This is a genomic window from Caulobacter endophyticus (assembly GCF_003116815.1).
In the GTDB taxonomy this organism is placed as follows: domain Bacteria; phylum Pseudomonadota; class Alphaproteobacteria; order Caulobacterales; family Caulobacteraceae; genus Caulobacter; species Caulobacter endophyticus.
The window spans coordinates 1-12,935 of record NZ_QDKQ01000025.1 but is presented as its reverse complement, the minus strand read 5'-3'; the positions used below and the strand labels follow the sequence as shown (position 1 = coordinate 12,935).

16 protein-coding genes are annotated in these 12,935 nt (G+C 69.2%); 8 read left to right on the top strand and 8 right to left on the bottom strand.

From position 1 onward, the window contains the following. Nucleotides 1-107: 107 nt before the first annotated feature. Nucleotides 108-1,646: a YifB family Mg chelatase-like AAA ATPase gene (locus DDF67_RS05435; RefSeq protein WP_109099920.1), complete on the bottom strand. Its 1,539-nt coding sequence runs from the start codon at nt 1,644-1,646 to the stop codon at nt 108-110. Between the two features lie 121 nt (nt 1,647-1,767). After that, complete coding sequence (gene gshB, locus DDF67_RS05430) at nt 1,768-2,721, bottom strand: glutathione synthase (RefSeq protein WP_109099919.1); 954 nt, start codon at nt 2,719-2,721, stop codon at nt 1,768-1,770. Nucleotides 2,722-2,856: 135 nt separating this feature from the next. Here gshB and DDF67_RS25260 point away from each other — a divergent pair, with 135 nt between their 5' ends. Further along, on the top strand, nt 2,857-3,600 hold the full coding sequence (locus DDF67_RS25260; protein WP_146197965.1) for a hypothetical protein: 744 nt from the start codon (nt 2,857-2,859) through the stop codon (nt 3,598-3,600). Nucleotides 3,601-3,606: 6 nt separating this feature from the next. Here the strand turns inward: DDF67_RS25260 and DDF67_RS05425 are convergent, their stop codons facing one another. Genes DDF67_RS05425 through rdgB form a run of 5 tightly spaced genes read right to left on the bottom strand, consistent with a single transcriptional unit; the run spans nt 3,607 to nt 7,521 of the window. Then, a complete protein-coding gene (locus DDF67_RS05425; protein ID WP_109099918.1) occupies nt 3,607-4,422 on the bottom strand; it encodes a SirB1 family protein in 816 nt (271 codons plus the stop codon). Then, entirely contained in the window at nt 4,419-4,835 is a 417-nt protein-coding gene (locus DDF67_RS05420) for a YraN family protein (protein ID WP_109099917.1), read from the bottom strand. Before DDF67_RS05420 ends, DDF67_RS05425 begins: the two co-directional genes overlap by 4 nt. Further along, nucleotides 4,832-5,704, bottom strand: coding sequence for a 16S rRNA (cytidine(1402)-2'-O)-methyltransferase (rsmI, locus tag DDF67_RS05415; protein ID WP_109099916.1), 873 nt, complete (start codon nt 5,702-5,704; stop codon nt 4,832-4,834). The genes DDF67_RS05420 and rsmI overlap by 4 nt, the downstream gene beginning before the upstream one ends. A gap of 55 nt (nt 5,705-5,759) precedes the next feature. Further along, the gene (gene hemW / locus DDF67_RS05410) at nt 5,760-6,923 is read right to left on the bottom strand and encodes a radical SAM family heme chaperone HemW (RefSeq protein WP_109099915.1); all 1,164 of its coding nucleotides are present in this window, start codon (nt 6,921-6,923) and stop codon (nt 5,760-5,762) included. After that, complete coding sequence (gene rdgB, locus DDF67_RS05405; RefSeq protein ID WP_109099914.1) at nt 6,916-7,521, bottom strand: RdgB/HAM1 family non-canonical purine NTP pyrophosphatase; 606 nt, start codon at nt 7,519-7,521, stop codon at nt 6,916-6,918. Before rdgB ends, hemW begins: the two co-directional genes overlap by 8 nt. Before the next feature lie 389 nt (nt 7,522-7,910). On the opposite strand from rdgB, the gene DDF67_RS05400 reads away from it, so the two are divergent. The 5 genes from DDF67_RS05400 (at nt 7,911) to DDF67_RS05380 (ending at nt 10,072) form a co-directional block, all read left to right on the top strand. Continuing rightward, complete coding sequence (locus DDF67_RS05400; protein WP_109099913.1) at nt 7,911-8,441, top strand: DUF2975 domain-containing protein; 531 nt, start codon at nt 7,911-7,913, stop codon at nt 8,439-8,441. A 12-nt stretch (nt 8,442-8,453) separates the two neighbouring features. Continuing rightward, nucleotides 8,454-8,684, top strand: coding sequence for a helix-turn-helix domain-containing protein (locus tag DDF67_RS05395; RefSeq protein ID WP_109099912.1), 231 nt, complete (start codon nt 8,454-8,456; stop codon nt 8,682-8,684). Between the two features lie 42 nt (nt 8,685-8,726). Beyond that, nucleotides 8,727-9,155 (top strand): thioredoxin domain-containing protein, encoded by a 429-nt coding sequence (locus tag DDF67_RS05390; RefSeq protein WP_109099911.1) that lies wholly within the window; start codon nt 8,727-8,729, stop codon nt 9,153-9,155. Nucleotides 9,156-9,218: 63 nt separating this feature from the next. Then, on the top strand, nt 9,219-9,566 hold the full coding sequence (locus tag DDF67_RS05385) for a RidA family protein (protein ID WP_109099910.1): 348 nt from the start codon (nt 9,219-9,221) through the stop codon (nt 9,564-9,566). A gap of 11 nt (nt 9,567-9,577) precedes the next feature. Further along, nucleotides 9,578-10,072, top strand: coding sequence for a hypothetical protein (locus DDF67_RS05380; protein ID WP_109099909.1), 495 nt, complete (start codon nt 9,578-9,580; stop codon nt 10,070-10,072). A gap of 54 nt (nt 10,073-10,126) precedes the next feature. Here the strand turns inward: DDF67_RS05380 and rph are convergent, their stop codons facing one another. Further along, on the bottom strand, nt 10,127-10,846 hold the full coding sequence (gene rph / locus DDF67_RS05375) for a ribonuclease PH (protein WP_109099908.1): 720 nt from the start codon (nt 10,844-10,846) through the stop codon (nt 10,127-10,129). A 116-nt stretch (nt 10,847-10,962) separates the two neighbouring features. On the opposite strand from rph, the gene hrcA reads away from it, so the two are divergent. After that, nucleotides 10,963-12,039 (top strand): heat-inducible transcriptional repressor HrcA, encoded by a 1,077-nt coding sequence (hrcA, locus tag DDF67_RS05370; RefSeq protein ID WP_109099907.1) that lies wholly within the window; start codon nt 10,963-10,965, stop codon nt 12,037-12,039. Between the two features lie 12 nt (nt 12,040-12,051). After that, the gene (gene grpE / locus DDF67_RS05365; protein ID WP_109099906.1) at nt 12,052-12,669 is read left to right on the top strand and encodes a nucleotide exchange factor GrpE; all 618 of its coding nucleotides are present in this window, start codon (nt 12,052-12,054) and stop codon (nt 12,667-12,669) included. Nucleotides 12,670-12,935 lie beyond the last annotated feature (266 nt).

Sequence of the window (12,935 nt, the reverse complement as noted above, 5' to 3'; positions counted from 1 at the left end):
CGCATTCTCATGCACGTTCATCCGGGGCCTCCGGGCTAGAGTTTGGCGCTTCGCAACCCCAGCCTCTCAGCACCGCCCCGGGTGAACAACCTTCATAGCTTCGACATCTAGATCACCCCTTCCATCCCCCCCGCCGGGCTCGTTCGCCGGTGCGCCAGGGCTTCGGCGACGTGCACCCTCTTGACCGACCCTGCGCCTTCCAGGTCGGCGATGGTGCGTGAGAGGCGCAGGGTGCGTGTCCAGCCGCGGGCGCTGATACGGCCGGCTTCTGCGGCCTTGGCCAGCAGGGCGCGGCCGGGCTCGTCGAGGGCGCAGATGCGCTCCAGCAGTTCGCCCTCTGCTCGGCCGTTCAGCACCTCCGGTGTTCCCGGCATGACCTCTTCGGCCCGCTCGGCCTGCAGGCGGCGGGCGGCCGCGACGCGGGCGGCGACCTCGGCCGAGCCTTCGCTGGCGGCGGGCAGGGCGAGGTCGGCGGCGGTGACGGCGGGCATGTCGACGGCCAGGTCGATGCGGTCCATCAACGGTCCCGACACCCGGCCCTGATAGTCGCGGATGCAGCGCGGGGCCTTGCCGCAGGCGCCGCGTCCGGCCCCGCCGTGGCCGCAGCGGCAGGGGTTCATGGCCGCCACCAGCTGCACGCGGGCCGGATAGCGGACATGGGCGTTGGCGCGGGCGACCATCACCTCGCCCGTTTCGAGCGGCGCGCGCAGGCTGTCGAGGGCCTGGACGCCGAACTCGGGCAGCTCGTCGAGGAACAGCACGCCGTTATGGGCCAGCGACACCTCGCCGGGCTTGGCGCGCAGGCCTCCGCCGGTGAGGGCGGCCATGCTGGCGCTGTGGTGCGGGCTGCGGAAAGGCCGGGCCCTGGTCAGCGCGCCCCGGGCGATCAGCCCGGCCACCGAATGGACCATCGAGGTTTCCAAGAGCTCGTGCGAGGTCAGCGGCGGCAGGAGGCCCGGCAGGCGCTGGGCCAGCATCGACTTGCCCGAGCCCGGCGGGCCGACGAACAGCAGGTTGTGGCCGCCGGCCGCGGCGATTTCCAGCGCGCGCTTGCCTTGCTCCTGGCCCTTGACGTCGCGCAGGTCCTTGGCCCGTTCGCCCTCGACCACCGGACCGGGGGCGGGCGCGCCGAGCAGCTGGCTGCCCCGGAAATGATTGATCAGCGCCACCAGCGAGCGCGGGGCCAGGATCCGCGTGCCGCCGGCCCAGGCGGCTTCCGGCCCGCAGGCCTCGGGGCAGATCAGGCCAAGGTCCATGGCCCCGGCCGCCATGGCCGCGGGCAGGGCGCCGGCGCAGGCGACGATGCGGCCGTCGAGCGACAGCTCGCCCATCGCGGCCCACCCGTCGAGCGCGTCGGGCGGGATCACCCCCATGACGCCGAGCAGCGCCAGGGCGATTGGCAGGTCGAAGTGGGTGCCTTCCTTGGGCAGGTCGGCGGGGGCCAGGTTGGCGACGATGCGCTTGCCCGGCATCGAGAGGCCAAGGCCCGCGAAGGCCCCGCGCACCCGCTCGCGGCTTTCGGCCACGGCCTTGTCGGGCAAGCCGACCACGGCGAAGGCCACGACGCCGCCGGTCAGCTGCACCTCGACGTCGACGCGGCGCGCCTCCACGCCCTCGAACGCCACCGTGACGACCTTGGCCGCCATGCTCTCTCCCCCGAAAATGCCCGACTTATCCACAAGCCAAGCATGGCTGTCGGTTCGGAGCAAGAACGAAAAACGAACGTTTCGGGAAAGTGTGACGATTCAGTACGCTAGCGCCGCTTCTTCACGCCTGGGTTGATCGGATGGTTTCGATCCGATCCCAGAGCGCCGCGGCGGCGTCGATGCCGCTGAACCGCTTGAGCTGCTGGGCCCCGGTGGGCGAGGTGACGTTGATCTCGGTCAGGTACTCGCCGATCACGTCGATGCCGACGAACAGCAGGCCGCGCTTCTTCAGCTCAGGGCCGATGATGGCGCACAGCTCCTTGTCGCGGGCGGTCAGCTCGACGGCCTCGGCGCGGCCGCCGACGCGCAGGTTCGAGCGCACTTGGCCGGCGGCCGGCACGCGATTGATGGCGCCGACCGGCTCGCCGTCGACCAGCAGCACCCGCTTGTCGCCCTTGCTGACGGCCGGGACGAACTTCTGGGCGATGACCTGCTCGCGGCCGATCATGGCGTGCAGCTCGAGCAGGGCGTCGAGATTGGGATCGTCCGCCAGCAGACGAGCCACGCCCGAGCCGCCGCCGCCGTAGAGGGGTTTCAGGACGATATCGCCGTGACGGGCGCGGAAGTCGTAGATCGCCTCGTGGTCGGAGGTGATCAGGGTCGGCGGCTGCACGCCGGGAAAATCGGTGACGAACAGCTTTTCGGGCGCGTTGCGCACTTCGGCCGGGTTGTTCACCACGAGCGTGTGTGGGTGAACCTTTTCGAGAAAATGCGTGGCGGTGATGTAGGCCATGTCGAACGGCGGATCCTGGCGCATCAGCACCACGTCGACGTCGTCCTTCATGTCGAGGATCACGGTCTCGCCGAGCCTGGCGTGCGCGCCCTTTTCGGCGAACACCTCCAGCGGCTGGGCGCGGGCGAACACCCGGCCGTCTTCCAGCGACAGCTTGTCGGGGGTGTAGAACCAGAGCTTGTGACCCCGGTTCTGGGCTTCCATCATCATCAGGAAGGTGGTGTCGGTGTCGATGTTGATCCCCAGGACGGGATCCATCTGGACGGCGACTCTCAGCGACATGACGACTCCGGCTACTTTCCGATCTGGGGCGCAGTCACCTAGTTAGGCCGTTTTTTGGCGATTGCGAGGGCGAAGTGCGCCTTGCTTGGAGCGCGCTTGGATGTCCATGTGGGCTGATTGTGCTGGGGGGATGGAATGAACGTTCGGGGTGCCGCGCTTGTTATGGCCACGGTTTTGCCCGGCGTTGGCCTGTTGGCAGTGTTCGCTCGGGGAGCGAACTTATTTTCCGACCAAAGTTGGATCTACAGATACCAAACTCTTATAGGCGCTGTAGTGGCCCTTCTGGCTGCTTACATTGCGGTCAGACCTGTTTGGCGTCAGCTGAAATATATAAAATTTCAGTCAAGTGCGATGTATAGGGATTTCGTTGATAGAAGGTTGTCTGAAATAAATGATAGATATCAAATTGTATCTGAATTTGTGAGCAATGACCTAGATAATTTTGAGAAAAAAATTTACGAAGTTGAGGAGCTTGAAATTGGGAAATATGAAATAGAGTGGCTATTCGAAAGTGAGCAAAATTTATATTTTATCGTCGTGAAGATGGAATCTTACAAGTGTAAGCGCCTTGATCCTCTAATGATAGATATTGAAATTGATAAACTTATTAAGTCACTAAGATTTCTTGTTGATAAGCTCGAAGCTGCGCATCGCCCCCATACGACTGACCAGGTTGGAGAGGATTATGCCATTAGTGATGAAGATTGGGCGCAGATCGAAAGGGAAGGTGCGCTAGCCGAGGAGCAGATAAGTGGGGCGGCATCCAGGGTGCGCGATGACTTCAATGATCTTCGTGCGTCTTTCGAGTTTGAAATCAATCGTATGCGCACTTCGCTCAGGTCAATTGACCAGGAATTGATAAAGGCCTCGCCACTGTAAGCAAAGCTAATTCAGCCGCAGCCGCACCCGTTCCCGCGCCGCCCGGGCCGCGATGGTGGCGCCGCCGTCGAGCGTCTGCGCCCGGGAAAGCGCCTGCAGGGCCCCGGCCAGGGCGCCCTGGCCCTCGCGGGCGGCGGCGACGTCGAGCCAGGGGTGGTGGTCGGTGGGGTCGAGCAGGGCGCGGCGCAGGGCCGAGCGCTCGGCGCGGGCCCAGTCGCGGGCCTGCTGGGCGCGGGCGAAGATGTTGTTCTGCAGGCGGATCAGGACGGCGCGATCGGAGATCGGGGCCATCAGCTGGTCCAGGCGCGCGGCGACGTCGGGCATCAGGCCCGTGCGCAGGGCCCGGCGCGACAGCTCTGACGGCAGCACCACCCGGCCCTCGCTGAACGGGTCGAGCGCCAGCGGGCCCTCGTCGGTCTCGATGCGCAGCAGGAAGTGGCCGGGGAAGTCGACGCCGTTGACGTCGAGCCCGGTCTCGCGGGCGGCGTGGATGTAGAACACCCCCAGGGCGACCGGCAGGCCCTTGCGTCGCTCGGCGATGGCGATGACATCGGCGTTGTCGGGATGGTCGTAGGTCAGAAGGTCGCCGGTCAGGCGCAGGTCGCCGGCCATGGCCTCGGCGATGGCCTCCTCGGGCGACTCGCCCTGCAGGCGCGCCTTCAGCCGCTCGACGGCCGAGCGGGCCAGGTCCAGGGCCGGCTGCTCGTCGCGATCGGGATCGTCGTGGACGGCGCAGGCGAGCGCCGCCTCGAACAGCGGGAAGCCATCGTCGTCGTGCTCGCCGGCGCGGGTGAGGACGGCCTCGGCCTCGTCGCGGGTCATGCCCAGCTCCTCCCGTCGCCCCTGTCGTCGCCTGGCCAGGCGTCGGGGACGTGGCGGGGCAGGCGGCCTGGGGTCATCGCCAGGAGGTCCAGCCGCACGGCCATGCCCTTGAGACCGGCGCGCGACGCCGCGGCCAGCGCGCCCGCGCGGCGCAGGCGCATCCGTTGTTCGAAGCTCACCGCTTCCAGCGCCGCCTCCAGGCTCGTCCGACTCTTGACCTCGACAACGATCAAGACGCGTCCGCGTTGCGCCAGGATGTCGATCTCGCCGGCCCTGGTCGCCAGGCGGAAGCCGAGCACGCGGTAGCCCCGCATCATCAGCCAGGCCGCCGCCCAGGCCTCGGCGCGCCGGCCCGAGCGCCGCGCGGCCGCGCCGCGGACCTTGCGGACCTCGCGCAGCGGCGGGGCCGTCATCCGGCCTCCTTCAGGGCCAGGGCTTGGCGGTAGAGGTCCTTGCGCGACAGGCCGAGCGCCTTGGCGACCTCGGAAGCGGCCTCGCCCAGGGGCAGGCGGGCCATGGCTTCGCGCAGGGCGGCCTCGGCGTCGTCGGCGCTGGCGACCTTTTCGGCGCCGGGACCCACGAGAATGACGATCTCCCCCTTGGGGCTCTCGAAGCGGGGGTCCACGGCCAGCTCGCCCAGGGAGCCGCGCACGCAGGTCTCGTAGAGCTTGGTCAGTTCGCGGCAGACGGCGGCGGGGCGCTCGGCCCCGAACACGGCGGCCATGTCGGCCAGCGTGTCGTCCACCCGCGAGGCGCCTTCGAAGAAGATCAGGGTGGCGCGGATGTTGGCGAACTCTTCCAGGAAGGTTCTGCGCGCGGCGCTCTTGGGCGGCGAGAAGCCGGCGAACAGGAAGCGGTCGGTGGGCAGGCCGGCCAGGGTGAGGGCGGCCAGGGCCGCCGAGGCGCCGGGTATGGGGAATACCGGATGGCCCGCCGCGATGGCCTCGCGGGCCAGGCGGTAGCCGGGGTCCGACACCATGGGCGTGCCGGCGTCCGAGACCAGGGCCACGCGCTCGCCGGCCTCCAGCCGTTCGAGAATGGCCGGTATCGCGCGCTCGGCCACGTGCTCGTCGTGGCGCTCCAGCTTGGTGCGGATCGAATAGGCCGACAGCAGCTTGCCGGTGACGCGGGTGTCCTCGGCCAGCAGCAGGTCGCAGGCGGCCAGCACGTCGAGCGCCCGCAGGGTGATGTCGCGCAGGTTCCCGATCGGCGTGGCGACCAGGTAGAGACCGGGCGCGAGGGGGGCGTCGGACAGGGCAGGCGGGGGAAGCAGACGGCTCAAGCGGCGGTACTTTCCGTTGAGAAGATCGGGCCGGGACCCGCGAAGCAGGAGGCTATCAGGTCGCGAGCACGCCTGTCAGCCGGTCTAGCAGCAGCCGGCCCCGGCGCGTGGCGCGCAACCTGACCGGGTCATCGACCAGAAGTCCGGCCTCGACCAGCGATTTCACCTTGGGCGTGTCCGGGAAGAGGTCCAGGGCGGCCATCTCGGCGAAGGCGACGCCGTCGTCGATGCGCAGGCCCAGCAGCAGGCGCTCCTCGGCGGCCTCGATGGGGCTGAGGTCCTCGCGCTCGAAGCCCGTGCCGTCTGCGGCGACGGCGGCGATGTAGTCGGCGATCTTCGCGCGAGCGGTGGTGGCGACCTTGCCGCCGGTTGGGCCCGAGGGCAGGGTCAGGCGGCCGTGGGCGCCGGGGCCGACGCCCACATAGTCGACGCCTCGCCAGTAGACGAGATTGTGGCGCGAGCGGGCGGCCGGGCCCCGAGCGTGGTTCGAAACCTCGTAGGCGTCGAAGCCGGCGGCCTCCAGCACCTCCTGGGTGGTCTCGAACAGCTGGGCGGCCAGGTCTTCGTCAGGCGGCACGATCCTGCCCCGGCCCACGGCGCGGTCGAAGGCGGTGCCGGCCTCGATGGTCAGCTGGTAGGGCGAGACGTGCTCGGGGCCGAAGGCCAGCATTTCCGCCAGCTCCTCGCGCCAGGCCGCGTCGGTCTGGCCGGGGCGGGCGTAGATCAGATCCACCGACAGGCGCGGGAACAGGCGCGCGGCCGTGGCTATGGCGCGACGGGCCGAGCCGGCGTCGTGGTTGCGGCCCAGCATCTTCAGCGAGGCGTCGTCCAGCGCCTGAACGCCCAGCGACAGCCGCGCCACGCCCGCATCGGCCAGGGCGTCGAAGCGGCCGGCCTCGGCGTCGGTGGGATTGGCCTCGAGGCTGATCTCCAGGTCGTCGGCCGGGCTCCACAGCGACTTGGCGGTCTCGATCACGCGGGCGACGGCGGCCGGGTCCATCAGCGAGGGCGTGCCGCCGCCGAAGAAGATCGACGACAGGCGGCGCGGTCCGGTCAGGACCCGCTGGGCGGTCATGTCGGCAAGGATGGCGTCGGCCAGCGCCGCCTGCTCGTCCGTCCGCCCCCGGTCGCGCACGACGTTGAAGTCGCAGTAGGGGCAGATGCGGGCGCAGTAGGGCCAGTGGACGTAGAGGCCTAGAGGGGGGAGGCCGTCACTCAAACAGCGCCGCCTTCAGCTTCTCGAAGGCCACGGCGCGGTGGCTCATGGCGTCCTTCTGGGCCGGCTCCATCTCGCCGAAGGTCTGGTCGTAGCCATTCGGCACGAAGATCGGGTCGTAGCCGAAGCCCTTGTCGCCGCGCGCCGGGAAGACGAGCGCGCCATGCACCTCGCCCTGCACCACCACGGCCGGGCCGCCGTTGGGCCAGGCGACGGCGAGGGCGCAGGTGAACCAGGCGCTGGTGTCCTCCGAGCCGGTCTCCTCGATGCGCTCGGCCACCTTGTCCATGGCCATGGCGAAGTCCTTTTCCGGACCGGCCCAGCGGGCCGAATAGATGCCCGGCGCGCCGCCCAGCACGGTGACCGACATGCCCGAGTCGTCGGCCAGCGACACCTCGCCCGACAGGTTGGCGGCGTGACGGGCCTTGAGCAGGGCGTTGCCTTCGAAGGTGGTCTCGGTCTCGTCCGGCTCGGGCAGGCCAAGCGCGCCGGCGGCCAGCACCGTAAAACGGCCGTCGAGCAGGGCGGCCAGCTCCTTGGCCTTGCCCGGATTGTGGGTGGCCGCGACGATCTTCTGGCCGTTGATCAGTTTCAGGGTCATCGCGCGGCTCCCGCAGGCAAAAACTGAGGGTGGTTAGACCCTCGCGGGCCTGCCGCCGCAAGGCCGATCATTGCGAAAGTTTAATATCGTTTATCGATAAGCGACATTGTCCGCCGGGCAGGGACCGGCGATCCTGGCGGCATCGGCAAAGCTCCTGCCCGCCCCTGTCCGGAACCGCCCAATGTCGCTGCCCCGCCTGTTCAGCCTCCTGGAATCCTCGGCCGTCCGCCTGGCCACCCTGGTGCTGATCGCTGGCCTGCCGATCTCCGCCGTGACGTTCCTGGCCCACTCGCTCTAGACTTCAATCCGGCCACCGCCTGGGGAGGCGAGTCGCCACCGCGCGCCGGGCGCGCGGCAACTCTTTTTGGATCTTGGCGGGGACACAGCCCATGCGCGCCTTGGGGCCGGGCTCGGTATCGAGCTTCCTGAAGATCATTCTCGACGTCAGCTATTACGCGCTGTGGGTCTGGGTCAGCTTCCTGGCCCTGGTGACGGTGCTGGTGCTGCTGCTCAGCTTCAATCCCGACCTGCTGGCCTCGATGCTGCCGGGCGAGGCCGCGGGCGTGCTGCGCAAGTACGGGGCCGGCGCGGCCGTGGCCCTGGGCGGCTGGGCGCTGATGTCGGGCGGCTGGATGGCCATCGTCGAGCGCCTGCGCAAGATCTTCGCGACGATGATCCTGGGCGACCCGTTCCATCCGGACAACGTGCGCCGGCTGCGGGTGATGGGCATCGTGCTGGCCGCCCTGGAGATCGGCCGCTACGTGCTGTCGGCCCTGACCCGCATCCTGGTCGCCGGCGACAAGCCGTCGGAGGGATCCTTCACCCTCACCGCCTGGTTTTCCGTCCTGGTCGTCTTCGTCCTGGCCGAGGTGTTCCGCGAGGGCGCCCGGCTTCGCCGCGAAGCCGAACTGACCATCTGATCGCGAGCTTGCATGTCCATCCGCGTAAACCTCGACCGCGTGCTGCTGGAACGCCGCATGTCGCTGACCGAACTGTCCGACCGCGTCGGCGTGACCCTGGCCAACCTGTCGATCCTGAAGACCGGCAAGGCGCGGGCCATCCGCTTCTCGACGCTGGACGCCCTGTGCCGGGAGCTGGGCTGCCAGCCGGGCGACCTGATGACCTTCGAGCACGGGCCGGGCGACGGCGGCGACGAGGACTGACCCGGGCTTGCGCGCGGCCGGGGCGGGCCACACCTGTGGGCCATGCAAATCGTCTGTCCATCCTGCGGGGCCGCCAATCGCCTGCCGCCAGACCGCGATCCCGCCGCGGCTAGGTGCGGCCGCTGCAAGAACCCCGTCTTCACGGCCATGCCGATCGAGGTCGACGGCGCGGGCCTGGACCGGCATCGCCGGCTGACCCAGGGCGCGGCCGTGCTGCTCGACGTCTGGGCCCCCTGGTGCGGGCCCTGCCGGGCGATGGCGCCGAACTACGCCGCCGCAGCAGCGAAGCTGGAACCTCGCGTGCGCCTGCTGAAACTGAACTCCGAAGCCCACCCCGCGCCGGCCTCGGCCCTGGGCGTCAGCGGCATACCCGCCCTGATCCTGTTCCGCGACAACGCGGTGGTCGCCCGCTCGGCCGGGCTGATGAGCGCGCCGCAGATCGTCGACTGGACGAGCCGGGCCTTAGGGTAGACGTCTTGACCCCCTGCCCCGTCGCCATCAAGGGGGAAGGGGCAGATAAGGAAGGCTCACGACATGATCGAACGTATCGGCAAGGCCAAGCGCTGGAGCGACGCGGTGGCCTTCAACGGCGTGGTGTTCCTGTCGGGGCACGTGGCCGAGGCGACGCGCGGCCAGTCGGTGCTGGAGCAGACCAAGGAGGTGCTGGCCCAGATCGACGAGACCCTGGCCGAGTGCGGGTCGAGCAAGGACAGGCTGCTCAGTGCGACCATCTACCTGGCCGACATCGCCGGCTTCGACGAGATGAACGCGGCCTGGGACGCCTGGGTGGACAGCGACAACCCGCCGGCGCGCACGACCGTCGAGGCGCGGCTGGCCCGCGAGGACTACGCCGTCGAGGTGACGGTGGTCGCGGCGCGCTAGGAGGTCATGGGATGCAGGTCTTGAAGCGAAGCGTTCTGGCCGGTCTGGCCATCGCGGCTGCGGGCTCGCCGGCGCTGGCCTGCGTGATGGCGCCGCCAGCCGGTCCCGAGGTCCAGCGTCGACGCACGCTCGATTTCCAGGCGAGCCTCTGGGACCGTTCGGAAGTGGTGTTCGTGGCGCTCTTGCAGCATCCCAAAGAGATCTGGCTTCAAGGCGCCGGCGGGGCGCCGGGGCGCGAGGCGGCGCTCAAGCCGATCCTTCAGTTGAAGGGACCGCCGACGGCGACGTCGACGACCATACGGCACACCAGCTTCACCTCGTGTGGGCCGGCGCCGGCCCTTGATGCCCTCGATCCGACGGCCGGGGACATGTTCGTCGTTTACTCGTCGTCCGCTTTGCCGACGGGCGCATCGATCATCGGGACGATCAGCCCGGAAAAACTGGTGGAGCCGAAGGTCCGGGCGGCGTGGTCCGAGGCCTACGGGCGCAAGGCGAGCCCCCGCTAGTCCTTGAAGGGCCGGAGGGCGTCAGGCGGCCAGGCCGCCCGACGCGCCTTGTCGCTATTTGCCGGTGATCGCGGCCCGCTGGAAGGCGAACAGCTCGCCGATCCCCTTTTCGGCCAGGCCGAACAGGGTGTCGAACTCGCCGCGCGTGAAGCCGCGCTTCTCGCCAGTGGCCTGGATCTCGACGATGTCGCCGGCGCCGGTCAGCACGAAGTTGCCGTCGGCCTCGGCGCTGCTGTCTTCCTCGTAGTCGAGGTCGAGGACCGGGGTGTCCTTGAAGACGCCGCAGGAGACGGCGGCCACCTGGCCCAGGATCGGGTCGGCCTTCAGCACGCCCTCTTCGAGCAGGTAGTTGACAGCTAGGCGCAGGGCGACCCAGGCGCCGGTGATGGCGGCGGTGCGGGTGCCGCCGTCGGCCTGGATGACGTCGCAGTCAAGGCTGATCTGGCGCTCGCCCAGGGCCTTGAGGTCGACGACGGCGCGCAGGGAGCGGCCGATCAGGCGCTGGATCTCCTGGGTGCGGCCAGTCTGCTTGCCCGTGGCGGCCTCGCGGCGGCCGCGGGTGTGGGTGGCGCGGGGCAGCATGCCGTACTCGGCGGTCACCCAGCCGGCGCCCTTGTTGCGCATCCAGCCGGGGACGTTTTCCTCGACCGTGGCCGTGACCAGCACCTTGGTGTGGCCAAAGCCGATCAGGCATGAGCCCTCGGCGTAGCGGTTGACGCCGGTCTCCAGCGTGACGGCGCGAAGCTGGTCGTTGGCGCGTTCGGACGGACGCATGAAGAAACTCCGGGCTAGGTCTGGTCGTATCTGAAGGCGCCGCTTATCCTCCGGCGGACGGGAACCTCCAAGTCCCCGCTCGATTTTTTCGACATCAGTTCCTATCTCGAAGGGCCATGACGCAGCTTTTTCCGGGACCGATCGCTCGGACGCCCGGCCTGACCGAGCTGGACGCCCGCGCCCGCGACATCTTCCGCCGGGTGGTCGAAGGCTATCTGGAGACCGGCGAGCCCGTCGGTTCGCGCACCCTGTCCAAGGGCGGCGTGCAGCTGTCGCCGGCCTCGATCCGCAACACCATGCAGGACCTGGCGCAGCTGGGGCTGCTCGACGCCCCGCACACCAGCGCCGGCCGCATGCCCACGCACGCGGGCCTGCGGATGTTCGTCGACGGCTTTCTGGAGGTCGGCGACGTCGGCGAGGACGAGCGGCGCGAGATCGAGGCCCGCCTCTACGCCAAGGGCCGCACCTTCGAGGAGGCGCTGAACGAGGCCTCGGCCATACTGTCGGGCCTGGCCGGCGGGGCCGGCATCGTCGTCACCCCGGTGCGGGAGGGCGGGATCAAGCACGTGGAGTTCGTGGCGCTGGGCGGCGGCCAGACCCTGGCGGTGATGGTTTTCGAGGACGGCACCGTCGAGAACCGGCTGATGCGGGGCGGGGCGGGGCTGACGCCCTCGGCCTTCCAGGAGGCCTCGAACTTTCTCAACGCCCGCCTGCGCGGCCGCACCCTGACCGAGGCCAAGGACGAGATCCGCGCCGAGCTGGAGACCGCTCGCCGCCAGCTGGACGAGACCGCCGCGCGCCTCGTCGAGGACGGCCTGGCCGCCTGGGGCGGCGGGGAGGGGGCCGAGCGCGCCCTGATCGTGCGCGGCCGCGCCAACCTGCTGGCCGACGCCGCCGCCCGCGAGGATCTGGAGCGCGTGCGCCAGCTGTTCGACGACCTGGAGCAGAAGGGCCAGTTGATCGGCCTGCTCGACGACGTCCGCGACGCCGAGGGCGTGCGGATCTTCATCGGGGCCGAGACGCGACTCTTTTCGCTTTCGGGTTCCTCCGTGATCGCGGCGCCCTATATGACGGGGCGACAGAAGGTGCTGGGCGCGATCGGCGTGATCGGCCCCACGCGTTTGAACTATGCCCGGGTGATCCCGCTGGTGGACTATACCGCCCGCGTGCTCGGCCGGATGATCGATGGATGAGGACTGTTTGAAATGACCGACGAGCAAACGCCGGCCGAAGACGTCGCTTTCGAAGCCGAGGACCTGACCCAGGAAATCGAGGCGCTCAAGGCCGAGATCGCGGCGATGAAGGACCAGGCCCTGCGCTATGCGGCCGAGGCCGAGAACGTCAAGCGCCGCGCCGAGCGCGAGATGAACGACGCGCGCGCCTACGCCATCCAGAAGTTCGCCCGCGACCTGCTGGGCGCGGCCGACAACCTGTCGCGCGCCACCGCGGCCAGCCCGCGCGATTCGCAGGATGCGGCGGTGAAGAACTTCATCGTCGGCGTCGAGATGACCGAGAAGGAGCTGCAGGCGGCCTTCGAGCGCAACGGCCTCAAGAAGGTCGACCCGACCAAGGGCGAGAAGTTCGATCCCCACCTGCACCAGGCGGTGATGGAGCAGCCTTCGGACGAGGTCGCCGCCGGCGGCGTCGTCGCGGTGCTGCAGGTCGGCTACGAGCTGCTGGGTCGTCTCGTGCGCCCGGCCATGGTCGCCGTCGCGGCCAAGGGCTCCACCGGCCCGGCCCCGTCCGAACCGGCCGCCGCCGCGGCCAACCCGTACGCGGCTTCCGGCGAAGAGTCGGGCGGGTCGTTCGACACCAAGGCTTGAGCTTCCTGATCCTTCTCCCCTTGCGGGAGAAGGTGTCGGCGAAAGCCGACGGCTGAGGGGTCTCTCAGAAACAGAACGCCGCGACAGCCGGATGGCCGTCGCGGCGTTTTGCGTTGGTGCGACCCCTCACCCGACCCCACTGCGTGGGGCCACCCTCTCCCGCAAGGGGCGTGTTGCTTAAAACGGCGGATCGTCGAGGTTGAGGTGGCGGACGGGCGGCCGAGAGGCTGATGAGCCACTCTGGAGGCTCTTTTGCCGGGCGGAGG

Bases quoted from the DNA above. Each gene is read 5' to 3' on its own strand.
- DDF67_RS05435 (WP_109099920.1), bottom strand. From the start codon at position 1,646: ATGGCGGCCAAGGTCGTCACGGTGGCGTTCGAGGGCGTGGAGGCGCGC.
- gshB (WP_109099919.1), bottom strand. From the start codon at position 2,721: ATGTCGCTGAGAGTCGCCGTCCAGATGGATCCCGTCCTGGGGATCAAC.
- DDF67_RS25260 (WP_146197965.1), top strand. From the start codon at position 2,857: ATGAACGTTCGGGGTGCCGCGCTTGTTATGGCCACGGTTTTGCCCGGC.
- DDF67_RS05425 (WP_109099918.1), bottom strand. From the start codon at position 4,422: ATGACCCGCGACGAGGCCGAGGCCGTCCTCACCCGCGCCGGCGAGCAC.
- DDF67_RS05420 (WP_109099917.1), bottom strand. From the start codon at position 4,835: ATGACGGCCCCGCCGCTGCGCGAGGTCCGCAAGGTCCGCGGCGCGGCC.
- rdgB (WP_109099914.1), bottom strand. From the start codon at position 7,521: ATGACCCTGAAACTGATCAACGGCCAGAAGATCGTCGCGGCCACCCAC.
- DDF67_RS05400 (WP_109099913.1), top strand. From the start codon at position 7,911: ATGCGCGCCTTGGGGCCGGGCTCGGTATCGAGCTTCCTGAAGATCATT.
- DDF67_RS05395 (WP_109099912.1), top strand. From the start codon at position 8,454: ATGTCCATCCGCGTAAACCTCGACCGCGTGCTGCTGGAACGCCGCATG.
- DDF67_RS05390 (WP_109099911.1), top strand. From the start codon at position 8,727: ATGCAAATCGTCTGTCCATCCTGCGGGGCCGCCAATCGCCTGCCGCCA.
- DDF67_RS05385 (WP_109099910.1), top strand. From the start codon at position 9,219: ATGATCGAACGTATCGGCAAGGCCAAGCGCTGGAGCGACGCGGTGGCC.
- DDF67_RS05380 (WP_109099909.1), top strand. From the start codon at position 9,578: ATGCAGGTCTTGAAGCGAAGCGTTCTGGCCGGTCTGGCCATCGCGGCT.
- rph (WP_109099908.1), bottom strand. From the start codon at position 10,846: ATGCGTCCGTCCGAACGCGCCAACGACCAGCTTCGCGCCGTCACGCTG.
- hrcA (WP_109099907.1), top strand. From the start codon at position 10,963: ATGACGCAGCTTTTTCCGGGACCGATCGCTCGGACGCCCGGCCTGACC.
- grpE (WP_109099906.1), top strand. From the start codon at position 12,052: ATGACCGACGAGCAAACGCCGGCCGAAGACGTCGCTTTCGAAGCCGAG.